The organism is Reyranella sp., from assembly GCF_965279625.1.
Lineage (GTDB): Bacteria > Pseudomonadota > Alphaproteobacteria > Reyranellales > Reyranellaceae > Reyranella.
On sequence record NZ_OZ257251.1, the window covers coordinates 2,011,229 to 2,034,915 of the forward strand.

Below are 23,687 nucleotides of genomic sequence, written 5' to 3' on the forward strand. Positions count from 1 at the left end.
GAGGCGACCGGCGCCGCGTTGATCCAGCGCAAAATCTAGGAGTCTCCCTCGACCATGAGGACCATGCGGACCAGTTCGGAAAGGCTGTCGGCCTGCATCTTGGTCATCACGTTGGCGCGATAGACCTCGACGGTCCGGGCGCTGATGCCGAGATCGTAGGCGATCACTTTGTTCGCCTTGCCGGCCGCGAGGCCTCTCAGAACATCGCGTTCCCGCCCGGACAGCGCATCGAGCCGCTTGCGTATCGCCAGCATCCGGTCGTCGCGTTCTCGGTTGCGGGCATGGCTGTCGAGGGCCGACCGGATCGCCGACAGAAGGGTCTCGTCGTCGAACGGCTTTTCGATGAAATCGACGGCGCCGGCCTTCATGGCTTCCACCGCCATGGGCACGTCGCCGTGGCCCGTCATCACGATCACGGGAAAACCGGCCTTCAGCTCGACCAGGCGACGCTGCAGCTCCAGCCCGTCCATCTCCGGCATGCGGATGTCGGTGACGACGCACCCCGACTGAGCGTCCGGAAGGGCCTTCAGGAAGGCCACCGCCGAGTCGTGGACACGCACGGCGACGCCCGCCGTGCTGAGCAGGAAGGCAAGCGACTGCCGGACGTCGACATCGTCGTCGATCACATGCACGACCTGGCTAGCCATCGTCCGTCTCCCGTTCGTGTGCGGCCGCGCGCAGGGTGAAGTGGAAGATCGTCCCACCGTCCGGAGGCGATTCCACCCAGATCTTGCCGCCATGGGCCTCCACGATGGTGCGGCAGATGGAGAGGCCGAGGCCCATGCCCTTCCGCTTGGTCGTGACGAAGGGCTGGAAAAGCTGCTTCGCCACCTCCGGCGCAAGGCCCGCCCCGGTGTCGGCGACGGTTACCTCCACCTGGTCGTCGGGTGCGGCCGCCGTGGCGATATCGAGGCGCCGGACGGCCCCTCCCTCGCTCATCACCTCGATGGCATTGCGCATCAGGTTGACCAGCACCTGCTGGATCTGGATGCGATCGGCGAGCACGAGATCAGCCACGGGATCGAGCCTGAACATGACGGCAATCCCGTGCTCCCTCGCACCGACGAGCGCGAGCGTGCTCGCATCCTCGATCAGCTTGGGAAGGCTCTCGATCCGCCGTTCGCTTTCCCCGCGCGCCACGAACTCGCGAAGGCGACGGATGATCTGCCCGGCACGCAGGGCCTGGTCGGCGGCTTTCGAGACCGCGTCCTTCAACATCTCGATGTTCTCGCCCTCCATGCGTTCGAGCAGGCGGCGCGAGCCCTTGAGATAGTTGCTGATGGCCGTCAGCGGCTGATTGATCTCGTGGGCGAGCGTCGAGGCCATCTCGCCCAGTGCCGTGAACCTCGACATGTGCGTCACTTCCGATTGCAGCTCCTTCATTCGGTCCTCGGTGAGCTGCTGGTCGGTCAGGTCGCGGATGAAGCCGGTGAAGTGATGGCGATCGCCGGTGCGCAGCTCGCCCACTGTGAGATGCATCGGGAACGTCGTCCCGTCCTTGCGCTGGCCCACCACGATCCGGCCGATGCCGATGATCCGGCGTTCGCCTGTCGAGAGGTAGCGCCCGATATAGGCATCATGCTGCTCGCGATAGGGCGACGGCATCAGAAGGCTGACGTTGCGCCCGCACGCTTCATCCGCGTCATAGCCGAACAGGCGCTCCGCGGTGGTGCTGAGCGATTCGATACGGCCACGCTCATCGATGATGATCATGGCGTCGGGCACGGTCTGCAGGATGGACCGCAGGCGCGCTTCCGCCGCCTCAAGCGCAAGCGCGAGCGAGGGTTCGCTCATCAGGACATCCGGCTCATCGGCGCATCACCATGACAGAATGACTTATAGCATGCGCCGACGTGCCGGTGGCACGGCAATCAGGGCCTTATGAAGGAGAGCGGGGCATCCTCGTCGAGATTGTCGATCGCCGCCGTCAGCTCCGACGCGATGTCGTCGTTCGAGCGGCCGAGCCTGAAGATGCGGATCGCTTCGGAGAGCAGGCAGCGCGCGACCACGTCGCCGGCGATGCCCTTGCCCGCTGCCTCCGCCAGTGCGGCTTCGACATGCCGAGATACCAGTTGATGAGTGCTCATGACGATCCCTTCTTCAGATTCCGCGTGAATGCCGGCCGTCGGCGTGGGCGAGGTGGGCGTCGAACGCTGCACAGACGAAGCGCACCAGCGGGCGCCCGCGCTCGGTGACGTGCAGTCTCTCGCCGTCGCGCTGCACCAGCCCGTCGCTGACCAGCTGGGGAAGCGCCGCCACTTCCGAGATGAACGATTGCGCCGAGGCACCGTGACGACGGCAGACGTCATCGAGGTCGACCGAGAAACTGCACATCAGCCTCTCGATGATCTCGCCGCGAAGCCGGTCGGCACCGGTGAGCTCCAGCCCCCGAGCCGAGGCGAAGCATCCGGCCTCGATCATCGACTGATAGCGTCCCGGATCGGCGATGTTCTGGGTGTAGCCGCGCGGCAGGCTCGATATTGCCGAAGCGCCCAGGCCGACGACCGACGGCTGGTCGACCACGACATATCCCTGGAAACTGCGCCGCAGGCGGCCGCGGTCCGCCGCGGTGGAAAGCGCATCGCTGGGCCGCGCATAATGATCGAGGCCGATTCTCTTGTAGCCGCCCTCGACGAGGCGCTGCGCCACGAGATCGGCCATGACGGCACGAGCCTCCGCGCCCGGCAGGCTCTCCGCCTCGATCAGGCGCTGGCGCGCCTTCATCCACGGCACATGGGCGTACGCAAAGACGGCAAACCGGTCCGGCGCCAGTTCGAGTGCGGCGTCGAGCGTGCGGGCGAGCGTCTCCGGCGTCTGCTTCGGCAGGCCATAGACGAGATCGATGTTGATGCGGGCGATGCCGGCGGCACGGATCCGCTTGATCGCGGAGGCCGTATCCTCGATCGACTGCAGCCGGTTGATCGCCTTCTGCACGTCCAGATCGAAATCCTGGACGCCGAAACTCACGCGATCGACGCCGATCTCCCGCATCGTCGCCACGAATTCATCGTCACAGAATCGCGGATCCGCCTCCATGGAGGTCTCAGAGCCGCTGCGCCGATCGAAGCGTGCGGCGAGCCGCTTCGCCACCGCAACGAGGTTAGCCGACCCCAGCTGCGACGGCGTACCGCCGCCCCACTGGATCTGACCGACCATCATTCCCGGCGCGGCCTCGGCCACGAGATCGATTTCCTTCGCAAGCGCACGGGCATAGGCGCCAAGCGATTCCGAGCGGTTCATCGCCGCCGTGTGGCAGGCACAGTACCAGCACAGACGTGCGCAGAAGGGTACATGGAGATAGATCGTCGAGCAGTCGCGGCCCAGGTCTCCGAGCCAGGCCTTGTGCTGCACGGCGCCCACGGCGCCGTGGAACTGGGCGGCCGTCGGATAGCTCGTGTAACGAGGAACCGAGCGGTCGTAGGCCGCGATGGTGGTGGCGTCCATCAGTGCGAGATCAGCACAGGAATGGTCATGCTGGACAGGAGCGTGCGGCTCACGCCGCCCAGCACCATCTCGCGCACACGTGAGTGACCATAGACACCCATGACGATGAGGTCGCTGCCGATATCGGCGGCCCTCGACAGGATGACGGCGCCCACATCGCTGTCGGCGGCGACGTCGCGCTGGACCGTCACGTTCACTCCATGACGGGTGAGCCAGAGCGCCACATCGGCTCCAGGCTCGGCGCCGTGCCCGTCGGGCGACGTGCGCGGGTCGACCACCAGGACGACGACTTTCTTTGCCATGCGCAGGAACGGCAAGGCATCGGCCGCGGCCCGCGCGCTTTCGCGACTGGCGTTCCAGCAGAGCAGCACGGACTCGCCGATCGGTGCGCGTACGCCGATATGCGGCACGACGAGGGTCGGCCGGCCGCTCGCCAGGACGACGGCTTCGGGCAGGTCCGAAGGGGTCGGTGTCTGGGCATCGGGATCGGTCTGACCAAGCACGAGGAGATCGGTGTAGCGTGCCTGCAGGACGAGTTCGGAGTCGATGAAGCCGTCCGTGACACGCCATTCATGCGAAGGAACACGACGTTCCTTGACGGCCTTCTCGAAGGCCGCGAACGCGGTGGCCTGGTCGGCGTCGGCGCTGGCTTCGTAGCTGGCGAACAGCGAGTCCATCGCGACGCCGCCTTCGAAGAAGATCGGCGCTTCGAGCGGCGGACGAGCGTGCAGGCCGACCAGATGGGCGCCATAGCGCTCCGCCAGTTCCGCCGCCACGGTCAGCCTCTGGCCCACTTTGGGGCTCGCATCGCAGTGAACGAGAATCGTCTTGTAGGCCATGGGCATCCTCCTGAAGTCGGTCGATCGTGCCCGGTCGCGAAGCGTGCGACCTTGACGCAGGTCAATCGCCACACCGGAAATTCATGGTCCATTGCCGGCGATGGACCTCATTTCCCGTTTCTTTGCGATGTGCGGCGACGGCCTCATGGCTGCCGCATCGATGCCGTTCGGCCTACCGGCGGCGCTGCTCCTGGCCGGCCTCGCTGGCAGTCTCGTGCATTGCGTGGGCATGTGCGGTCCGTTCGTGCTGGGCCAGGTGATGGCCTCCGCCGAAAGCCCGGGGGACCGACCCTATGGCGAGTGGCAGCGGCTGACCGGCGCCCTGCTCGTGCCCTACCATCTCGGGCGCTTCACCACCTATACGGGGCTCGGCGCCGTGGCCGGAGGCGTAACGGCCGTGTTTGCGTCGCTGGAAGTGTTCGGCTGGCTGTCGGCGATCCTTCTGGTCGCGGCCGCCGGCCTGCTGGCAGCTCAGGCTCTCGGCATGGCCCTGAATGCCGCTTCGCCCGCCACGAACCTGGTGGCCCGTCTCGCCGGTCCATTCTCTGCTTCATGCACGCCCGTCGCGCGGTACGGACTCGGTGTCGTCCTGGGCTTCCTGCCCTGTGGCCTGCTCTACGGCGCCCTGGCGGCGGCGGCCGGCACCGGATCCGTCCTGTCGGGGGCCATTGCCATGGCATGCTTTGCCCTCGGCACCGTACCGGCGCTCGTCGCCGTTGGCTGGGGCGGGCTGATCATGCGCCGCCAGCTGCGGACGGTCGCGAAGTGGATAAGCCCGCCTCTTCTCGCGGGCAACGCGCTGGTCATGCTCGCCTTGGCCAGCCAGCGGCTCTAGCAGGCCGGTAAAGCAGGCCTTTCAGGCCTGCCGGCCGGCAATATCGACCCCTCAACGGTCACCACGGCACCTGTTTCGGGGGGGGGGGTGCGACTCCGGATTCGTTGGTTTCGTTTATTTCGTTTGTTTCGTTTATTGCCAGGATCCCGGCCTTTTCAACGGCCTGCTGGAGTGACGCCGACCACGACCTTAGAAGGTCGCGAGCGTCTCCAGGAGTGTGGCCAGACCCAGCACGGCCAGAATGGCCGCGAACAGCCACAGCGCGATACCGCCGACGTCCTGGGCGAACTCTTCGGGAGTCATAGGCTTCCGTTGCTTGACCATGCCCCTCTCCTTCGAGCGATCTGTCATCGCGCCGGTCGGCACGTAGGATCGCAACTGTCGTTACGAGTTCGGCTGCCGACCGACCATTCGGGAATTGAACTAAGGAGTACTACGGAGGGTCCGTTGTGGAAGTGACGTGCCCTCGGCGGGCTCCGGCTCGAAGCTGATGACGTCGCGGTAGGCATGCCAGGTGGCGTGCGCGACCAGCGGCAGCGTCACGACCAGCCCGAGCAGTCCCACGATCATGCCGAGGCCGGTGAGGAACACGATCACGCAGGCCCATAGAAGCATCGGCCGGAAATTGAGACGTGTGGCCGCCACCGAGGTCGCGATCGCCTCGAACATGTTCGAGTTCCGACGATCCAGGAGATAGGGAATGGAGAAGGCGCCGATCGCGAAGGCGATGGCCGCCAGAACCGCTCCCAGCCCCACGCCCAGCGCCAGGAAAGGCAGGCTCTTAGAGCTCGTCCAGACGAGATCGAGAAAGCGGTCCCAGGAAGGGACGGTGCGCCATTCGAAGATGGCGAACAGGAGCTGCGCCATTCTCATCCAGGCCAGATGAAAGAGCAGGAGCAGCACGCCCATCAGCGCGATCTGCTCGGGATTGCGTCGCCAGGCCATCAGGGTCGACTTGCCGTCCACGGGCTGACCGGCCTCGAGGCGGCGGCTGATCTCGTACAGGCCGGTGGCGATGAAGGGGCCGACATAGAAGAAGCCGGCGCTGAGCGGCAGCACGAGATAGGGCAGATCGAAGCGCAGCATCAGCACGATCGCCAGCCATCCGGCCGCTACGGGCACCAGACCATAGGAGAGACTGGCAGCGGGTGCGGCCACTATGTCGCGCCAGCCGGCGGCAAGCCATGTCCACGGACGATCGACCGGGACGCGCCGGATGAGGGGCCGGGGCGTCGGAAACACCGCAATGGTCTCGCTCATGGCGCCTCACATTCAGATTGCATGCAGCATTGTGATCCGCCGCTCGGCGCACTGGCCTTGACCCAAATCAAGGGAACGGGCGGCGCGATCTCCTACGGTTCCCCCGACCATTCGGGGAGTAAGCATGCCGAGCCAAGCCGTATTGACAGCCAACCAGCGGCCGGCGCCGCGTTACGTCGAGGACGTGATCCGCGCGGCTGTCGTATTGACCATGTTCTGGGGCATCGCGGCCTTCCTGGTCGGCGTCGTCATCGCGGCCCAGCTGGTATGGCCGCAGCTCAGCTTCGACAGCCCCTACCTGACATTCGGCCGCCTGCGGCCGCTGCATACGTCTGCAGCCATCTTCGCCTTCGGCGGCACCGCGCTGATCGGCACGGCCTTTCACGTGGTGCAGAGGACCTGCCGCGCACGGCTGTTCGGCGGCGAAGCGCTCGGCTGGTTCGTGCTGCTCGGCTACCAGTTCTTCATCGTCACCGCGGCGCTGGGTTATCTGTTCGGCATCACGCAGAGCAAGGAGTACGCCGAGCCCGAATGGTTCGTCGACCTCTGGCTCACCATCGTGTGGGTGGCCTACCTGATCGCCTACCTGGGCACGGTGCTGAAGCGCGAAGAGCCGCACATCTACGTGGCCAACTGGTTCTACCTGGCCTTCATCATCACCATCGCGATGCTGCACATCGTCAACAACCTGGCCCTGCCGGTCTCGATCACGGGAACAAAGAGCTACGGCGCCTGGTCGGGCGTCCAGGACGCGATGATCCAGTGGTGGTACGGCCACAACGCGGTCGGCTTCTTCCTGACCGCGGCCTTCCTCGGCATGATGTACTATTACATCCCGAAGGCGGCGAACCGGCCGGTCTACTCCTACCGTCTGTCGATCATCCACTTCTGGTCCCTGGTGTTCATGTACATCTGGGCCGGCCCCCATCACCTGCACTACACGTCCCTGCCCGACTGGGCCCAGACGCTGGGAATGGCCTTCTCGGTCATGCTCTGGATGCCGAGCTGGGGCGGCATGATCAACGGCCTGATGACGCTGTCGGGCGCGTGGGACAAGCTCCGCACCGATCCGGGCCTGCGTTTCTCGGTCACCGCCGTCGGCTTCTACGGCATGGCGACCTTCGAAGGACCCGTCATGTCGATCAAGGCCGTCAACTCGCTCAGTCACTATACCGACTGGACGATCGGCCACGTCCATTCCGGCGCGCTGGGCTGGGTCGCCTTCATCGTGTTCGGCACGCTCTACTACCTGATCCCGAAGATGTGGAACCGGCCGGCCATGTGGTCCACGCGCCTGATCAGCTGGCACTACTGGATCGCGACCATCGGCATCGTTCTCTACATCACGGCGATGTGGGTGAGCGGCATCATGCAGGGCCTGATGTGGCGGGCCTACGACGAGCTCGGGTTCCTCCAGTACTCGTTCGTCGAGACCGTCGCTGCCATGCATCCCTTCTACCTGATCCGTCTGCTGGGGGGCGTCTGCTTCCTGAGCGGCGGGCTGATCATGGCCTACAACATGTGGCGAACCATCCGCACGGAAACGGAGACGCTCGCCACCCAGACCCAACCGGCACTCGCGGCGTAAAGGAGCGTTCCAATGTTTATTCGCCACGAGACGATCGAGAAGAACGTCATCCTGATGCTCGTCCTGACGCTGATCACGGTATCGATCGGCGGCCTGGTCCAGATCATCCCGCTGTTCACCATCGAAACGACGATCGAGCGCATCGACGGTGTGCGCCCGTACACGCCGCTCGAGCTGATGGGCCGCAACATCTACATCCGCGAGGGCTGCTACCTCTGTCACAGCCAGCAGATCCGTCCCTTCAAGGACGAGGTCGAGCGCTATGGCCACTACAGCCTCGCGGCCGAGAGCATGTACGACAAGCCGTTCCAGTGGGGCTCCAAGCGCACCGGACCGGATCTCGCGCGCGTCGGCGGCCGCTATTCGAACGACTGGCACGTCGCCCATCTCGCCTCGCCGCGTGCCGTCGTGCCCGAAAGCGTGATGCCGGCCTATCCGTTCCTGGCCGACCGCCCGCTCGAGTATGACGACATCGCCCAGCATCTCCGCACGCTGCGCAGCGTCGGCACGCCCTACACCGACGAGATGATCGCCAACGCCCGCGCCGATCTCGAGGCGCAGGTCGATCCGGACCGCGATCCGACGGCCATGCAGAAGCGCTATCCCCGCGCGCCCGTCGCCAAGTTCAACGGCGAGACGAACAAGATCACCGAGATGGATGCGCTCGTCGCCTACCTGCAGATGCTGGGGACGCTGGTGCAGTTCGGCGACATCCCGCCCGACCGGCTCAAGCAATAGAGAGGAGCCCGCCATGACCCTCGAAAGCCTGCACGAGTTCCTCGCCTCCTTCTGGACGGTCTGGGCCGTCATCATCTTCCTCGCGATTCTCTTCTGGGCGCTGCGGCCGCGCAATCGGAAGCGCTTCGAGAAAGACGCCCGCATCCCCCTCGACGACGACCGCTGAAGGACCGGCCATGCCAACCAAGATCGAGAAAGACACACTGTCCGGCCAGAACACCACCGGCCATGAGTGGGACGGCGTCAAGGAGCTGAACACGCCGCTGCCGACATGGTGGGTTTATACCTTCTACGCCTGCATTGCCTTCGCCGTCGTCTACTGCGCCCTGTACCCGTCCTGGCCGTGGCTCACCGGCCATACGCAGGGGCTGCTCGGCTACTCGAGCCGCGCCGAGCTGCGCCAGGAACTCAGTGCCCAGGCAAAGGAACGCGCCACCTTCGTCGACCGCATCCGCGCCGCGTCGCTGGCCGACATCCGCAAGGATCCGGAACTGTTCAACTTCGCCATGGCGGGCGGCCGCTCGGCCTTCCAGACCAACTGCATGCAGTGCCACGGCGCCGGCGGTGGCGGCAACACGGGCTTCCCCAACCTGGTCGACGACGACTGGATCTGGGGCGGCAGCATCGACCAGATCTACGCCACCATCGAGCACGGGATTCGCAACACCGACGACAAGTCGCGCCAGTCGATGATGCCGCGCTTTGGCGCTGACGGGCTGCTGACCGGTGCGCAGGTGGCGGCCGTGACCGACTACGTGCTCAGCCTGTCCGGCAAGGCCAAGGCGACGCCCGAAGGCGCGAAGATCTTCGAGGAGCAGTGCGTCGCCTGCCACAAGGAAGGCGGCAAGGGCAACCAGGAGCTGGGCGCGCCCAACCTCTCCGACGGCATCTGGCTCTACGGCGGCAGCCGCGACGCCATCTACCGCTCGATCTTCTACGCCCGCAACGGCAGCATGCCGGCGTGGAGCGGCAGGCTCGACGAGGCGACGATGAAGATGCTGGCCGTCTACGTCCACGCGCTGGGCGGCGACCGCTAGGCGCGGTGCGGGTCGAACGATGGTCTCCCCCGCCCGCAAGGCCGACATGGCCCCGCCCCGGCCGCCGACGCCGGAGCCGCCGCCGCTCTATGCCCCGCGCACGAGGGTCTATCCTCGCGCGATCGCGGGAAAGTGGCGGCAGATCAAATGGGCGACGCTCGTCCTGCTTCTCGGCCTCTACTATGTCGTGCCCTGGCTGCGCTGGGATCGCGGCCCCGGCGCGCCCTCGCAGGCCATCCTGATCGACCTCGACCATCGTCGCGGCTGGTTCTTCGACATCGTCATCTGGCCGCAGGAAATCTACTTCGTCACGGGGTTCCTGATCCTGGGCGCGTTCGGCCTGTTCTTCGCCTCGTCCCTGTTCGGCCGGGTCTGGTGCGGCTTCACCTGCCCGCAGACCGTCTGGACGGACCTCTTCATGTGGGTCGAGCGGCTGATCGAGGGCGACCGGAACGAGCGCATGCGGCTCGACCGCCAGCCGCTGTCGGCGGCCAAGGCCGCACGCAAGACCCTGAAGCACACCGCCTGGCTGGCCATCGCCGCGGCCACCGGCGGCGCCTGGGTCTTCTACTTCGTCGACGCTCCGACCACGCTGGTGAAGATCTTCCGCGGCGAGGCCTCGATGGAGGTCTATGTCTTCGCAGGCCTCTTCACCGCCACGACCTATGTCCTGGCCGGCTGGGCGCGCGAGCAGGTCTGCACGTACATGTGCCCGTGGCCGCGCTTCCAGGCCGCGATGCTCGACGAGCAGAGCCTCATCGTCACCTATCAGAAGTGGCGCGGCGAAAAGCGGGGCAAGCACAAGGCCGGCGACAGCTGGGCCGGCCGCGGTGACTGCATCGACTGCAATCTCTGCGTCGCCGTCTGCCCCACAGGAATCGACATCCGCGATGGCCAGCAGATCGAATGCATCGGGTGCGGCCTGTGCATCGACGCCTGCACGCAGACGATGGAAAAGGTCGGGCGTCCGACCGGGCTGATCCGCTGGGATACGCTGGCCGCGCAGCAGGCGAAGGAAACCGGTGCCGCTGCCGTGCCGTGGCGGCCCGTCCGGGCGCGCACCCTCCTCTACGCCGCCCTGCTCAGCGTCGTCGCCGCCGTGATGCTGGTGGTCTTCGCGCTGCGCGCCGACACCGAGCTGACGGTACAGCGCGACCGCAACCCGAACTACGTGCGTCTGTCCAACGGCGACATCCGCAACTCCTATGCCGTCAAGGTGCTGAACAAGCGCCGCACGCCCCAGCATGTCCGGCTCGAGATCGATGGTCTGCCGTCGGCGCAACTGGGCTTCGTCGGTGCCGATGTCGACGGCAGCGGTCCGACGGCGACGCTGTCGGTGCAGCCTGACGCCGTGGGCACCTTCCGCGTCTTTGTCACGGTGCCCGCCGCGGCGGCGCCGTCCGGCGCGAAGCCGATCACCTTCACCGTGCGCGACGAGGCCAGCAGCGGGGGCGCGTCGCACGACGCCGTCTTCGTCGGCCCGGGACGCTGAGGAGAGCACCATGAACACCACCGCCCTCGCGCGCGGCCGCCACATCCCCTGGTTCTTCGTCGCGGGGTTCGCGATCGTGTTCGCCGTCAACGCAACGATGATCACAATAGCGGTCGGCTCCTTCTCCGGCCTCTACACGCCCAAGCCGCGCGACCGGGGCCTGCACTACAACGAGATCATTGCGGCCCAGCAGGCCCGGGATGCACTCGGCTGGCGGGTCGAACCCATCTGGCGGCCCGACAGCGGAACTCTCGAGATCGCCGTGTTCGATCGCGCCGGCCAGCCGCTCGCCGGCGCGCAGGTCGCCGTGGCGCTGGTGCGGCCGGCCGAAAAGGGTGCGGTGCTGGGCGTCGAGATGGCGCCCGTGGATATCGGCCGTCATGCCGGCCACGTCACCCTGCCGGCGCGCGGCAACTGGGATGCCGATATCTCCGTCGAACAGGGCGGCCAGCGCTTTGCGCAGACACGCCGGATGTTCCTCAGGTGACCGACGCGGTCCTCTACGCCCCTGCCGTCGCCACTTCCGCGGCCACACGAACGTGCGCGCATTGCGGTGAGACGCTGCGGAGCGGGCCGGACGCGCAGTTCTGTTGCCCGGGATGCGCCAGCGCGCACGCCATCATAGGCGCCGCCGGCCTGGGCGCCTTCTACCGCCGCCTCGAACAGACGCGCGCCCACCGTCCCGAACCGCTCGACATCGACTTCGCCGCCTATGCCAGGCCCGACGGACACGGCGGTGCCTCGCTGGAGCTTCTGGTCGACGGGCTCGACTGCGCCGCCTGCGTCTGGCTGATCGAGAGCCTGCTGGCGCGCAATCCCTTGGTCACGCGCGCGCGGGTCCATCTGTCGACGCGCCGCCTGGCGCTGGCGTGGCAGGGATCGGTCGACGACGCCAACGGACACGCCGGCCTGGTCGCGGCCCTCGGCTTCCGGCTGGCGCCCTACGACACCATCGCCGCCGCGGCCGGCGACGATCGCGAAACCCGCGAGCTGTTGCGTGCCATGGCGGTCGCGGGCTTCGCGGCGGCCAATGTGATGCTGCTCTCCGTCGCCGTCTGGGCGGGCCATGACGGCTCAATGGGCGACGCCACGCGCGCGCTCTTCCACTGGCTGTCGGCGGCCATCGCCCTGCCGGCGGTCGCCTATGCCGGCCGGCCGTTCTTCCGCTCGGCCCTGAACGCACTGCGCGCCGGGCGCACCAACATGGACGTGCCGATCTCGATCGGCGTGACGCTCGCCTGCATCGTCAGCCTGCACGAGGCCTGGGTTGGCGAACAGCACGCCTATTTCGATTCGGCCATCACGCTCCTCTTCTTCCTCCTGATTGGGCGCTACCTTGACCGCCGCGCGCGCGGGCGCGCCCGGCAGGCCGTCCATGCCCTGCTGGCGCTTTCCAGCCGCAGCGCCACGGTGATCGGCGCCGACGGCACCACGGCCTCGCGCCGTGTCGACAGCCTCGTTCCGGGTGACCTGCTGCTGGTCGCCGCCGGCGAGCGGCTGGGCGCCGACGGCATCGTGAACGAGGGCGTCTCCTCGCTCGATGCCTCACTGGTGACCGGCGAGAGCCTGCCACAGCCGGCCTTTCCCGGCGTCAAGGCCTTCGCCGGTACGATCAATCTCGGCGCGGCCCTGCGCGTGATGGTCACGGCGGCGGGCGACAACACGCTGCTTTCGGAGATCGTGCGCCTGGTCGAGGCCGCCGAACGCGGGCGCTCCCGGTTCGTGGCGCTGGCCGACCGGGTCGCGCGCGCCTATGCGCCCGTGGTCCACCTGACGGCCCTGCTCACCTTCCTGGGCTGGATCCTGCTGGGTGGGCTCGCCTGGGACCGTGCGCTGCTGGTCGCCACCGCCGTGCTGATCATCACCTGCCCCTGCGCGCTGGCGCTGGCGGTGCCGGTCGTCCAGGTCGTGGCCAGCACGCGACTCCTGCGATCGGGCATGCTGCTCCTGTCGCCGACGGCGCTGGAGCGCCTGGCGCAGGTCGATCACGTCGTCTTCGACAAGACCGGCACGCTCACCCTCGGACGGCCCGAACTGGTGGCGGCGCCGGACGATCCCGAGGCCCGGCAGCTTGCCGCCTCGCTCGCGCTCAACTCCCGCCATCCGCTGGCCCGTGCCCTCGTGCGCGCTCTCCCCGAGGCGATCCCGGCCGCTGGTGTCGTCGAACATCCCGGTGCGGGGCTTGAGTGCGATGGCGGCGTGCGACTGGGGTCGGCGTCCTTCTGCGGCATCACCGATCCGCTGGACGACGGAAGGTCGGAACTGTGGCTGTCGCGGCCGGAGCGCCCGCCCGTGCGCTTTGCCTTCGCCGACCGGCTGCGGCCGGACGCCAGGCCGACCGTTGCCGCGCTGCGCCGAAGCGGCCTCAGCGTCGAGGTCCTGTCTGGCGACCGGCAGGCCGCCGTCGCGGAAGCAGCGGCAGCAGCCGGCATCGCCGAGTGGCGCTCCGGCGTCACGCCGGCGGAGAAGGCGCAGCGCCTTGCCGCGCTTGCGGCCGAAGGCAAACGCGTCCTGATGGTGGGCGACGGGTTGAACGACGCGCCGGCCCTCGCGGCCGCCCACGCCTCGATCTCGCCGACCACCGCCGCCGAGGCCACGCAGTGCGCCGCCGACGCCGTGTTCCAGGGCGACGCGCTCGGACCCGTCGCGGAGATCCTGCAGGTGGCCCGCCGCGCCGACCGCCTGGTCCGCCAGAACCTGGCCCTGGCCCTCCTCTACAATCTCAGCGCCGTGCCGCTCGCGATCCTGGGCCACGTGACGCCCCTGATCGCGGCGGTGGCGATGTCCTCGTCTTCCCTGCTGGTGATCGGCAACGCCCTGCGCCTCGGCGCCGGCGCACCCAAAGGCGGGAGGTCCTGATGGACAGCCTGCTCGTCCTGGTGCCGGCAGCGCTCATCCTCGGGCTGCTCGCCCTCGCGGCCTTCCTCTGGGCCCTGCGCAACGGCCAGTACGACGATCCCGATGGGGCCGCGGGCCGCATTCTTTTCGATGACGACGACACAAGGAGCAAATGATGTCCTACTGGATCATGGGAACGATGGCCGCCGTGATGGGCCTGGTCGGCCTCCTGATGGCGGGTGCCGCGAAGGACTCCGGCATCCTGGCCTTCGGGCTCGGCCTCTCGCTCTTCGGCGTGCTGTTCTGCTGGTTCATGATCAAGACCAGCTTCGACGAGGCGGAACGGAACGCTGCCGAAGGCAACTAGCCGGGATTGATCTGGATCATGGGCGGATGAGTCCTGGCGGGCATAGTGCGCCATCGCCAAAGGAGAAAGTCATGCCGCTCAAGAAGATCGTCCTCGAACTGGCCCGGACGCCCGAGTTTCCCAACGGCAGCTCGAACCATGGCTACGAATTCGTGGCGCCGCTCGACGCGCAGGGTCACCTGCAGCCGGACGGCTGGGCCAAGCACAAGGCCGCCTGCACCGTGCGCCGCTTCTGGGAAAAAGCCGATGACGAGACCGGCCATCTGATCCATCGCCGCGACGGCAAGTGGGCCTTCTCCTACCAGCCGGGAGACGACGACGACGAGCCGATCTTCCGCTTCGACACCCACAGGTTCGTGGCGGGCGAATACGTGTCCGTCACCGAGCATGACGGGGTCCAGCGCCCGTTCAAGGTCGCGAAGGTCACGCAGAAGGTGGTGTGACGCCCACGCTCGACGAGCGAGTGGACTCAGCGAGAGCGCCGGCTGTCTGAGGTCACGGCGCGCATCCATTCGCTCGAGACTTCCGCTAGTTCGGCGAGAATCTCCTGGTTGGTTCGGCCCGACCGCACCAGGACAGCAAAGGAATGGTCGGCCTGCACCACCGGCCTGTAAGTCGCGCGCTTGCCCAGGCGCTTCATGACCTTCCGCAGCAGCGCAGGCTCAGCAAGCGCATCGCGCGTCCCCTGGATGAACAACTGGGGTATGTGGATGTCGAGCAGGTGCGCCGCACGCTCCACCGAAGGTTTCCCGGATGGGTGCAGCGGAAACCCCAGGAACACAAGGCCCCTGATGCCCGGAAGGGGATCCAGCGCCTGGGCCTGCGACGTCATGCGACCGCCGAACGATTTGCCTCCCGCGAACAGCGGGAGTGCCGGCGCCAGTTTCGCTGCCTTCTGAACGGCCGCACGTATCGCCGCGTGGGCCGTGGCCGGCCGGTCCGGCCGCTTCGAGCCTGCCTCCATATAGGGAAACTGGAACCTGAGGGTGCTGACCCCTCTTTCAGCCAGCAGCTCGGCCACGGAAGTCATGAACGGATGCAACATGCCGGCCCCTGCGCCATGTGCCAGGACAAGCAGCGCCGAGGCATCGTGAGCCTTCTGATAAACCGCCGAGACACGCGTTCCAGGCTCTATCGACAGGTTGAGGCGTTTGACGCGCGCATGAGATTTCATGCTCGGAGTGTGCCGCGAAAAAGCGACAGGGAGAAGAATCCACATGGCGCGCACGCAGCCGCGCTGTTGTAGCAGCGACGCAGATTAATCTTCCGTTCCGGACGAAGGAGACGATGAGGCGATCTCCTCTTCGCAAAATCATCGATGCGAAGATTCGATGTATGAGCCCGGCACGCGCTGCCACGCTTGGCTCGCAATTTTCCACGGATTCGAAGTGGTCCGGGGCATTGCGCGTTCACCAAGCGTAGGAGTTCAAAATGACGGGCAGCACAGCAACACGGCGCCGCTTTCTCGGTGCCGGCGCCGCCGCAATCGCTGCAACGGCGCTACCGCTTCAGCTACGTGCCGAGGCCTATCCGGGACGCCCCATCTCCTACGTCGTGCCTTTCCCACCAGGCGCCACCAACGACAGTTCCGGCCGCATCGTCGCCCGCAAGCTTGGTGAGAAACTCGGCCAGACGATCGTCGTCGACAACAAGTCGGGCGGCGGCGGATCGATCGGCGCCGAGTTCGTCGCCAAGTCGAAGCCGGACGGCCACACGCTGCTCAATGCCTCGACCGGCAACCTCACGATCGCGCCGCAGCTGGTGCGAACCGGCTATGAGCCGTTCCGCGACTTCAAGCCGGTCGGCTATGTCGGTGCGTCCCGCTCCGTGTTTGCGATCCACCCCTCCCTGCCCGTCAAGACGCTGCAGGAATTGATCGCCTACGCCAGGGAAAACCCGGGCAAACTCAATTTCGGCTCGGCCGGCAACGGCTCCGGCGGACACCTCGCCGGGGAATATCTCAAGCTTCGCGCGAACATCGACATGGTGCATGTGCCCTATCGCGGCAGCGCGGCCGCCGCGAAGGATGCGACCGCCGGTCTCGTGCAGCTCATCATCGATCCGATCACGGCGCCGCTGGTGCGTTCGGGACAACTGCGCGGCCTGGCGGTTTCTGGAAACGACCTGCGCGACGACCTGCCCGGCGTGCCGAGCATCGCCGACGCCGGCATTCCCGACTGGGAGCTGAGCAGTGGCTTCGTCGCCGTCGCGCCGGCGGCGACGCCGGCGGCGGTCCTGGCGCGATTGAACGAAGTCTTCGCCGAAATCCTGGCGGATGCGCCGACCATCGCCTCGCTCAACGCGATCGGCCTGCGGCCCCTCGTGCTGACCCCCGACGAAATCGTCGCGAGCCTGAAGAAGGAAAGCGACACGAACCGCCGCATCATCGAGGCCGCAAAGATCACCGCCGATTAGAGGAAGGCGACGGAGAGCCACGGCACGGCGGCGATGACTGCCAGGCCCGCCATCAACGCCAGCAGGTACGGCCAGATCGCCCCGATGGCGTCATCCGGCGAGACATTGCCGATCCGGCACGCCAGGTAGAAGCCGATGCCGATCGGCGGTGTCATCAGGCCGATATTCATCGCGGTCACGATGGTCATTGCGTAGTGGATGTCGTTCAGGCCGAGGCTCTTGGCGATCGGAAACATCAGCGGGGCCATCAGCACGATCGCCGGCAGGCCCTCGAGGACGCAGCCGAGGATGAGGAACACGACGATGCTGAGGATCATGAAGACGATGGTGCCACCCGGCATCGACGCCATGAACTGTGTGACGTCGCGCGCGATCCCCGCCTGTGTGATCGCCCATGCCATGGCCGAGGCCGTCCCCAGGATCAGCAGGATCGAGCCGGTCAGCGCCGCCGTTTCCACCAGCATGGCGTAGGATTTCTTCAGGCTGATGCCGCCGTAAAGAACAACGCCGACAAAGGCCGCATACAGGACCGCGATGGTCGAGACCTCGGTGGCCGTCGCGACGCCGCCCGACACCGTGCTGCGGATCAGGAACGGCAAGACCAGCGCCGGTGCCGCGATCAGCGCGGTCCGGCCGATGACACGCAGGCTCGGGCGCTGCACGCCCGACATGTCCTCGTGGCGCGCCTTCCAGCGGGCGAGGATGGCAAGGCCCAGCAGCAGGACCATCGCGATGGCGAAGCCGCTGGTGAACAAGGCGGCGATCGAAACACCCGCCACCGAGCCCAGGACGATCAGCACGATGCTGGGCGGTACCGTGTCTGCCATGGCCGCGCCGGTCGCCAGCAGGGCGATCATCTCGCGGGGCTTGTTGCCGCGGCGCTTCATCTCGGGAAACAGGGCCGGCGCGACGGTCGCCATGTCCGAGACTTTGGAGCCGGAGATGCCGGACACGACGAACAGCGACCCCAGCAGTACATACGACATGCCAGCGCGGATGTGACCCAGCCACGACGCGAGGAAATCGACGATGGCCTTGCCCATGCCGGTGGCGTCTAGGATGCAGCCGAGCAGGAGGAACACCGGCACCGACAGCAGGATGATACTCGACATGCCCTCATCCATGCGACCGATCACGACCGACAACGGCGCCGTGGTGCCGAAGGCCAGGTAGCTGATCGTGCCGATGGCGAAGCAGAAGGCGATCGGCACGCCGCAGGCGAGGCTGACCGACACGAAGAGGACGAGGAACAGCAGCAGCTTCGAGTTCCCGGCCCTGACCAGCTGCGGCGAGAAATGCCATAGCAGCCCGGCGATCGCGCCGACGACGACGAGCGCCACGAGCAACTGCGGAAGGGCCGACGACCGCAAGGCGTAGCGGATCACCAGGGCGAGCATCAGGACGATACCGAAGGGGATCGCCGCCACGCGGAAGCTGTTGGGGATGCCGAGCGCGGGCGTAGTGATGAACCACTCGTCCATCGTGTAGTCGACCGCATGCGGCAGCAACGCGACCAGGACGGTCGCGACCACGACGAGACCGAACGCATCGATGAAGGTGCGGCGGCGCTCGGAGAAGAGGTTCACGAACAGGGTCAGGCGAAGATGCTCATTGCGGTCGAGCGCCATCGCCGCCCCGAGCATCGCGACCCAGATGAAGCTGATCGAGCAGACCTCGTCGATCCACACGACCGGATAATTGAACAGATAGCGCGAGGCCACGCCCGCCAGCAGGAGCAGGACGATACCAAGCATGAGCATGGCCGCGATCGCATTGATGGGTTCGAGCCACTTCCAGCGACCGCCGGGGCTCGGGTTACCCAGCGACTCGGACAGGGCAAGTTCTTCAGCAGTCGCGGTCATGACGATTTTCCGAACGGATCAGCAGAAAGAAGACACCCCGGACTTTTCAGGCCGGGGTGTGTCGCACTCAGCTCAGCTTGCCGGTGTACTTCTCGAGGATGGACCAGGCCTCGTCACCGTACTTGCCCTTCCACTCGGCGTAGAAGCCGGCGCTCCGCAGCTTGTCGCGGAAAGCCTCCGGCTTCGGCTGGTTGATGAGCATGCCCTTGTCGGTCAGCTCCTTCTGCAGGCCCGCATTGAGCTGAGCCACGTCCTCACGCTCCTTCACGCCAGCGGCGTTCACGTGCGTGGCGACCACGGTACGCAGGTTCTCCGGCAGCCGCTCCCAGGCCCGGCGGTTGGCCAGGAACCAGAAGCCGTCCCACATGTGGTTGGTGAGCGAGCAGTATTTCTGGACCTCGTAGAGCTTTGCCGTCGCGATGATCGCCAGCGGATTCTCCTGCCCGTCCACGACCTTGGTCTGCAGCGCGGTGTAGACCTCGGAGAAGTTGATGCTGGCCGGCGCCGAGTCGAACGCCTTGTACATCGACGTCCAGAGCGGCGAGACCGGCACTCGGATCTTGAAGCCATTCAGGTCTTCCGGCCCCTGGATCGGCTTGGTCGAGGACGTCGTCTGACGAAACCCGTTGTCCCAGATCTTCTCCATGGCGACGAGATTGGCCTTGGCGATCTGGTTGCGCACATACTGTCCGAGATCGCCGTCCATCGCCTTCCACACCGACGCATAGTCCGGGAAGGCGAAGCCGATGCCGTTGATCGAGGCCACCGGCACCAGCGTCGACAGGATCAGGCCGGACAGGGTGAAGAATTCGATGCCCCCTGAGCGCAGCTGGCTCAGCATGTCGGTATCCGAGCCGAGCTGGTTCGACGGGAAGATCTGGATCTCGACCCGGCCGTTGGTCTCGGCCTTGATCGCATCCGCCATCTCCTTGGCCCGCAGGTTCATCGGATGGGCGACCGGGAGATTGTTGGCGTACTTGTAAGTGAATTCCGCGCTCTGGGCGCGAGCGACCCAGGGAGCCGTGACGGCAATGCTGCCCAATGCGGACGCCCCGAGCAGCGTCCTGCGAGATACCTTCATGCTTTCCTCCGATCCATTCGGTCTTGTCGGTTTGCCGACCGGGTTCGTCCCCATGTGGCAAGAGGCCGGCAAATACTATGAATTCCCTGCTACTGACAGATCCCCGTCGCGATGGCCGCCCGGCTATTTTGCCTGGAGATCGACCGCCAGCGCCGCCGGCAGGCGGTCGAGGCCGTAGGTGCGCATTGCGCTGCCGCTGTAGAGCGCGGTCTTCTCGGCCGCGCCGGCGCTGGCCGTCAGGCGCTTGAAGGCGTTCCACAGGACCGGGTAGCTGCACTGGCCCTTGTCGACCGGGAAGTTGCTCTCGAACATGCAGCGGTCGGCGCCGAACGCCGCGATGCAGGGCTCGATATAGGGCGCCCAGGTCTTCGCCAGCTCCTCCGAGCCCGGCGGCTTCGGCTTCTTGTGAAAGTCGAAGCCGTTCACGAACATCGTGAGGCCGCCGAGCTTCACCCGCACGTTGGGCAGCGCCGCCAGCTCCAGCATGCGCTGCTTCCATTCGGGATAGACTTCCGCGTGCCTGCCGCGGAACGGACCGATGCCGAGCGGGCCGCCGACATGGTCGACGACGATCTTCAGCTCCGGCACGGCCTTCGCGAGCTTCACCACATGCGGGAGCTGCGTGTGATAGGCCCAGACATCGAGCGGCAGCCCCTGCTTGGCCAACCGCCGCGCGCCCTCGGCGAAGGACGGGTGTTCGAGCGGTCCCGGCGGCTTCATCACCAGATTCGACGTGACGTCGGGCGAGGCATGCCAGGCGGTACGGTTGCGGATGCCGCAGAACCGGCCGCCGGCGATGGCGCGATGCTTATCGAGCAGAGGCTCGACGCGGTCGCCCAAGGTCAGATCGACCATGCCGATGATTCCGGCGCAGGCGCGCGTCGGCCCGTGACGGCCGCTCGCGCTCACCGCCGCAGCGCCGGTCACGAACTCGGTCTCGCCGAGCGACTGCTCGTCGGCCGGTCCCGAGGCGCGGTACATCTCCCCGCACTGCACGAAGATGGTCGCGCGGATGTCGTGACCGCTCGCCGTGTCGCCCAGCAACTGCGGCAGCAGGTAGGAATGCCCGCCGTCGCGTTCCCAGAGGTGATGATGCGGATCGACGATGGGCAGGCCGGGCTCGAGGATCGGCTCCTCGGTCAGCCCGAGCCAGTCCTCGCGCACGATGATCTGGCGACCGTGTCCCAGCAGCGGATCGTCTTCAGCCATGCTTCACCTATTCGATGCGGATGTCGGCGCTCTTCACCATCTCGGCGAAGAAGGCGATCTGCTTCTCGCGGAACGCCGTGAACTCGACGACCGTGTTGGGCTGCGTCAGGGCCCCCAGTTCGGCCAGCCGCTTCGCCACGGTCTCCATCTTCATGACGGCGTTGACCTCGGCGTTGAGGCGCGTGATCAAAGCGGGATCGGTGCCGGCGGGCGCGAACATGCCGTTCCATTCCCAGGTCTCGAAACCAGGCAGCACCTCCGAGATCGCAGGGACGCCCGGCAGAACGTCGACCGGCTTGGGACCGGTGTGCGCCATGCAAGACACGTCCTTCGAGGTGAGCAGGGCCACCGTGCCCGGGACGTTGTTGAACAGGAGCGGGATGCGGCCGGCGAACAGGTCGTTCCGCACCGAGCCCATTTCCTTGTAGGGCACGTGATTGATCTTGATGCCGGCCTTCTGGTTCAGCAGCTCGAGCGACACATGCTGCACCGTGCCGATACCGGTCGAGGCGCAGTCGAGCGTCCCCGGCTTGCTCTTTGCCAGTGCAATCAGCTCGGGGATCGTCTTGGCCGGGAACTGCGCGTTGCGCACGAGCGTGACGGGGGTCTGCATCGTCTGGGCGACCGGCAGAAGGTCGCGCTGCGTGTCGTAGGGCAGCTTGCCCGCGAACAGCGACGGGTTAACCGACTGGGCGGTGGCATCGTAGAGGATCGTGTAGCCGTCGTTGGGCGCGCGCGCCACGATCTGGGCGGCGATCGTGCCCGCCGCACCCGGCTTGTTGTCGACGGTGAAGCTCTGGCCGAGCTTCTCACCCAGCGCCTGGCAGTAGATGCGGCAGACAACGTCCGCGGTCCCGCCGGCACTGTAGGCATTGACCACGCGTACCGGCTTGTTGGGCCAGGCCTGGGCGCGAGCGATCGCCGGGGCCGCCAGTGTTCCGGCAGCGGCGCCCAGGAAGGTACGGCGGCGAATGATCCCGTTCTTGGACATGATGTTTCCTCGTCACATTCAGTTCTTGTCGACTGTGACGAGAGACTTCAGACACCGCGCGTTGGCCTACAAGTGCAATCAGCGGCGATCGTCTGCACGCCGGAACGAAAAGCCTATGCCCGCTCGCCCGGAACGCAGCACCTGCCGTATCGCAGGTATTTTACTACTAATGATTGCTTAATTTAATCAATCACCTCACACGCGAATTTTTGGGTTCTCGACTCCCATTTTTGTGCTTTACCCATGCAAAAATAGGGAATTGCCTCCTCTCGCCCTTCTGAAATGATTCAAGAGACGCTTTACGACGCGCTCCGAGGGGAGATGAGCGATGTTGCCATTGGTTGCCATTGCCACGGCCGTCATACCGGACCTCATCAAAATCATCGCGGGAGACAGGGCAGGCAAGGTCGCCGACTCGGTCGCACAAGCCGTCACCGCGGCAACGGGCACCGCCGACGCCGAGGCCGCCCAGAGGATGATCGACGCAAATCCGGCGCTTGCCGCGGAGCTGCGCGTCAAGCTGGCCGAGATCGCCCTGCAGGAAACACGACTGCAAAATGAGAAGGAAGCAGCCGACCGGGCGGCACGGTCTCAGGCCGAAGAGAAGCAGCGGCAGGACGCCCTGAACCTCCTGCGGGCGCAGTTCGAGAACGACCAGAAGCTGCGGGAACAGCAGTTTTCTCAGCAACAGGCACAGCTGAAGGCGGCTATAGAGCAGACGGCCAGCGCGCGCGCCCTGCAAATCGATCTGATCAAATCCGGGGGCCCCATAAAGTGGGCGCCCGTGGGCATCTCGATCGTCGTGACCGTGATGTTTGCCGGCGCTCTGCTCATGCTGCTGCTCACCACGCCGCCCCCTAAGGACACCCCGAGCTATTCCGAGCTGATCAACATATGCATCGGCGCGCTGGTGGCTGGCTTCTCCACCGTCATCAGCTTCTGGCTCGGCTCCTCTCAGGGTTCGCGGGAGAAGGACACGGCCGTCCAGCAGATGCAGGTCACGCAGGCCGCACAAGCGACCCAACAGATAGAACTCGCGACCCGTCAGGCGAAGGAAATCGCCCGGTCGAGAGAAGAAGTTCGCGATCGGCCGTCCGCGGGACCGGTCACCATCGCCGTCGCGCCGGCGCACAAGGGTTCCAACTTCGATGCTTGCCTCACCCTGGTTCTGGGTGCGGAGGGAGGGTTTGCGAATGACGCGCGCGACAAGGGCGGCGCCACCAACTTCGGCATCACCATCGGCACCCTCACCGACTGGCGCCGCGGCCGTTCGTCCGATGCGACCGTCACGATCGACGATGTCCGCGCGCTGACGCTCGACGAGGCCAAGGAGATCTACCGGTCGCGGTATTGGAACGTCCTGCGATGCGAGGACCTTCCGCCGGGTGTCGATCTCCTGGTCTTCGATTTCGGCGTGAACGCCGGCACCGCCCGTTCCGCCCGTGTGCTGCAGCAGGTACTGGGCGTCGAGCAGGACGGCTCAGTCGGCCCGGTGACCCTGAACGGCCTCAATACATGCCCCGCCGACAAGGTCATTCGCGATTTTTCGGCCCGGCGGCTCGACTTCTATCGCAGTCTGGACGACTTCTCAGTATTCGGTGCCGGCTGGACCAACCGCACGAACAGCATGCTGGAAGCGGCCCTGAGGATGGGCGCGTCCCGAGCCTGATCGCGCAGGCCCGGAGTCCAGC

General features: G+C 66.3%; 24 protein-coding genes and 1 pseudogene. 13 read left to right on the forward strand and 12 right to left on the reverse strand.

Annotated elements, in window-relative coordinates:
- Positions 1 to 35 precede the first annotated feature (35 nt).
- The 5 genes and pseudogenes from fixJ to ACQY78_RS09865 form a co-directional block, all read right to left on the reverse strand.
- A complete protein-coding gene (gene fixJ / locus ACQY78_RS09845; protein ID WP_428685099.1) occupies positions 36 to 647 on the reverse strand; it encodes a response regulator FixJ in 612 nt (203 codons plus the stop codon).
- Positions 640 to 1,770, reverse strand: a pseudogene (locus ACQY78_RS09850) (two-component system sensor histidine kinase NtrB); the annotation flags it as partial. The gene fixJ and the pseudogene ACQY78_RS09850, both read right to left, overlap by 8 nt.
- Positions 1,771 to 1,871: 101 nt before the next feature.
- Positions 1,872 to 2,087 (reverse strand): hypothetical protein, encoded by a 216-nt coding sequence (locus tag ACQY78_RS09855; RefSeq protein WP_428685101.1) that lies wholly within the window; start codon positions 2,085 to 2,087, stop codon positions 1,872 to 1,874.
- Positions 2,088 to 2,100: 13 nt separating this feature from the next.
- Positions 2,101 to 3,444 (reverse strand): oxygen-independent coproporphyrinogen III oxidase, encoded by a 1,344-nt coding sequence (gene hemN, locus ACQY78_RS09860; protein WP_428685103.1) that lies wholly within the window; start codon positions 3,442 to 3,444, stop codon positions 2,101 to 2,103.
- Complete coding sequence (locus ACQY78_RS09865; protein WP_428685105.1) at positions 3,444 to 4,283, reverse strand: universal stress protein; 840 nt, start codon at positions 4,281 to 4,283, stop codon at positions 3,444 to 3,446. The genes hemN and ACQY78_RS09865 overlap by 1 nt, the downstream gene beginning before the upstream one ends.
- A 145-nt stretch (positions 4,284 to 4,428) precedes the next feature.
- Here ACQY78_RS09865 and ACQY78_RS09870 point away from each other — a divergent pair, with 145 nt between their 5' ends.
- Complete coding sequence (locus ACQY78_RS09870) at positions 4,429 to 5,118, forward strand: sulfite exporter TauE/SafE family protein (RefSeq protein WP_428685107.1); 690 nt, start codon at positions 4,429 to 4,431, stop codon at positions 5,116 to 5,118.
- A gap of 189 nt (positions 5,119 to 5,307) precedes the next feature.
- On the opposite strand, the gene ACQY78_RS09875 is transcribed toward ACQY78_RS09870, so the two are convergent.
- Both ACQY78_RS09875 and ACQY78_RS09880 read right to left on the reverse strand, forming a co-directional pair.
- Positions 5,308 to 5,442 (reverse strand): hypothetical protein, encoded by a 135-nt coding sequence (locus ACQY78_RS09875; RefSeq protein ID WP_428685109.1) that lies wholly within the window; start codon positions 5,440 to 5,442, stop codon positions 5,308 to 5,310.
- A gap of 99 nt (positions 5,443 to 5,541) precedes the next feature.
- Positions 5,542 to 6,378 (reverse strand): DUF2189 domain-containing protein, encoded by an 837-nt coding sequence (locus ACQY78_RS09880; RefSeq protein ID WP_428685111.1) that lies wholly within the window; start codon positions 6,376 to 6,378, stop codon positions 5,542 to 5,544.
- Positions 6,379 to 6,502: 124 nt separating this feature from the next.
- On the opposite strand from ACQY78_RS09880, the gene ccoN reads away from it, so the two are divergent.
- From ccoN to ACQY78_RS09930, 10 genes are all read left to right on the forward strand, one after another.
- Positions 6,503 to 7,966 (forward strand): cytochrome-c oxidase, cbb3-type subunit I, encoded by a 1,464-nt coding sequence (gene ccoN, locus ACQY78_RS09885; protein WP_428685113.1) that lies wholly within the window; start codon positions 6,503 to 6,505, stop codon positions 7,964 to 7,966.
- 12 nt (positions 7,967 to 7,978) lie between these two features.
- The gene (gene ccoO, locus ACQY78_RS09890) at positions 7,979 to 8,704 is read left to right on the forward strand and encodes a cytochrome-c oxidase, cbb3-type subunit II (protein WP_425064317.1); all 726 of its coding nucleotides are present in this window, start codon (positions 7,979 to 7,981) and stop codon (positions 8,702 to 8,704) included.
- Between the two features lie 13 nt (positions 8,705 to 8,717).
- A complete protein-coding gene (locus ACQY78_RS09895; RefSeq protein ID WP_428685115.1) occupies positions 8,718 to 8,870 on the forward strand; it encodes a cbb3-type cytochrome oxidase subunit 3 in 153 nt (50 codons plus the stop codon).
- A gap of 10 nt (positions 8,871 to 8,880) precedes the next feature.
- Positions 8,881 to 9,741: a cytochrome-c oxidase, cbb3-type subunit III gene (gene ccoP / locus ACQY78_RS09900; protein WP_428685117.1), complete on the forward strand. Its 861-nt coding sequence runs from the start codon at positions 8,881 to 8,883 to the stop codon at positions 9,739 to 9,741.
- Between the two features lie 19 nt (positions 9,742 to 9,760).
- Positions 9,761 to 11,233: a cytochrome c oxidase accessory protein CcoG gene (gene ccoG / locus ACQY78_RS09905; protein ID WP_428685119.1), complete on the forward strand. Its 1,473-nt coding sequence runs from the start codon at positions 9,761 to 9,763 to the stop codon at positions 11,231 to 11,233.
- Positions 11,234 to 11,243: 10 nt separating this feature from the next.
- A complete protein-coding gene (locus ACQY78_RS09910; protein WP_428685121.1) occupies positions 11,244 to 11,720 on the forward strand; it encodes a FixH family protein in 477 nt (158 codons plus the stop codon).
- The gene (locus ACQY78_RS09915) at positions 11,717 to 14,092 is read left to right on the forward strand and encodes a heavy metal translocating P-type ATPase metal-binding domain-containing protein (protein WP_428685123.1); all 2,376 of its coding nucleotides are present in this window, start codon (positions 11,717 to 11,719) and stop codon (positions 14,090 to 14,092) included. Before ACQY78_RS09910 ends, ACQY78_RS09915 begins: the two co-directional genes overlap by 4 nt.
- Positions 14,092 to 14,247 carry a cbb3-type cytochrome oxidase assembly protein CcoS gene (ccoS, locus tag ACQY78_RS09920; protein WP_295137193.1) on the forward strand — a complete coding sequence of 52 codons (156 nt, stop codon included), beginning with the start codon at positions 14,092 to 14,094 and terminating at the stop codon, positions 14,245 to 14,247. Before ACQY78_RS09915 ends, ccoS begins: the two co-directional genes overlap by 1 nt.
- The gene (locus ACQY78_RS09925; protein ID WP_428685125.1) at positions 14,247 to 14,438 is read left to right on the forward strand and encodes a hypothetical protein; all 192 of its coding nucleotides are present in this window, start codon (positions 14,247 to 14,249) and stop codon (positions 14,436 to 14,438) included. Before ccoS ends, ACQY78_RS09925 begins: the two co-directional genes overlap by 1 nt.
- A 71-nt stretch (positions 14,439 to 14,509) precedes the next feature.
- Positions 14,510 to 14,881: a hypothetical protein gene (locus tag ACQY78_RS09930; RefSeq protein WP_428685127.1), complete on the forward strand. Its 372-nt coding sequence runs from the start codon at positions 14,510 to 14,512 to the stop codon at positions 14,879 to 14,881.
- Between the two features lie 26 nt (positions 14,882 to 14,907).
- On the opposite strand, the gene ACQY78_RS09935 is transcribed toward ACQY78_RS09930, so the two are convergent.
- Positions 14,908 to 15,657 carry an alpha/beta family hydrolase gene (locus ACQY78_RS09935; protein ID WP_428685129.1) on the reverse strand — a complete coding sequence of 250 codons (750 nt, stop codon included), beginning with the start codon at positions 15,655 to 15,657 and terminating at the stop codon, positions 14,908 to 14,910.
- Positions 15,658 to 15,869: 212 nt separating this feature from the next.
- On the opposite strand from ACQY78_RS09935, the gene ACQY78_RS09940 reads away from it, so the two are divergent.
- Positions 15,870 to 16,853: a Bug family tripartite tricarboxylate transporter substrate binding protein gene (locus ACQY78_RS09940; protein WP_428685131.1), complete on the forward strand. Its 984-nt coding sequence runs from the start codon at positions 15,870 to 15,872 to the stop codon at positions 16,851 to 16,853.
- Here ACQY78_RS09940 and ACQY78_RS09945 read toward each other — a convergent pair.
- The 4 genes from ACQY78_RS09945 to ACQY78_RS09960 all read right to left on the reverse strand — a co-directional run bounded on the left by ACQY78_RS09945 (position 16,850) and on the right by ACQY78_RS09960 (position 21,996).
- Positions 16,850 to 18,715: a TRAP transporter large permease subunit gene (locus ACQY78_RS09945; protein ID WP_428685133.1), complete on the reverse strand. Its 1,866-nt coding sequence runs from the start codon at positions 18,713 to 18,715 to the stop codon at positions 16,850 to 16,852. The genes ACQY78_RS09940 and ACQY78_RS09945 overlap by 4 nt on opposite strands.
- Before the next feature lie 67 nt (positions 18,716 to 18,782).
- Positions 18,783 to 19,796: a TRAP transporter substrate-binding protein gene (locus ACQY78_RS09950; protein WP_428685135.1), complete on the reverse strand. Its 1,014-nt coding sequence runs from the start codon at positions 19,794 to 19,796 to the stop codon at positions 18,783 to 18,785.
- Positions 19,797 to 19,919: 123 nt separating this feature from the next.
- On the reverse strand, positions 19,920 to 21,005 hold the full coding sequence (locus ACQY78_RS09955) for an amidohydrolase family protein (RefSeq protein WP_428685137.1): 1,086 nt from the start codon (positions 21,003 to 21,005) through the stop codon (positions 19,920 to 19,922).
- Between the two features lie 7 nt (positions 21,006 to 21,012).
- The gene (locus tag ACQY78_RS09960; RefSeq protein WP_428685139.1) at positions 21,013 to 21,996 is read right to left on the reverse strand and encodes a Bug family tripartite tricarboxylate transporter substrate binding protein; all 984 of its coding nucleotides are present in this window, start codon (positions 21,994 to 21,996) and stop codon (positions 21,013 to 21,015) included.
- A 328-nt stretch (positions 21,997 to 22,324) separates the two neighbouring features.
- Here ACQY78_RS09960 and ACQY78_RS09965 point away from each other — a divergent pair, with 328 nt between their 5' ends.
- Entirely contained in the window at positions 22,325 to 23,665 is a 1,341-nt protein-coding gene (locus tag ACQY78_RS09965; RefSeq protein ID WP_428685141.1) for a glycosyl hydrolase 108 family protein, read from the forward strand.
- Positions 23,666 to 23,687 lie beyond the last annotated feature (22 nt).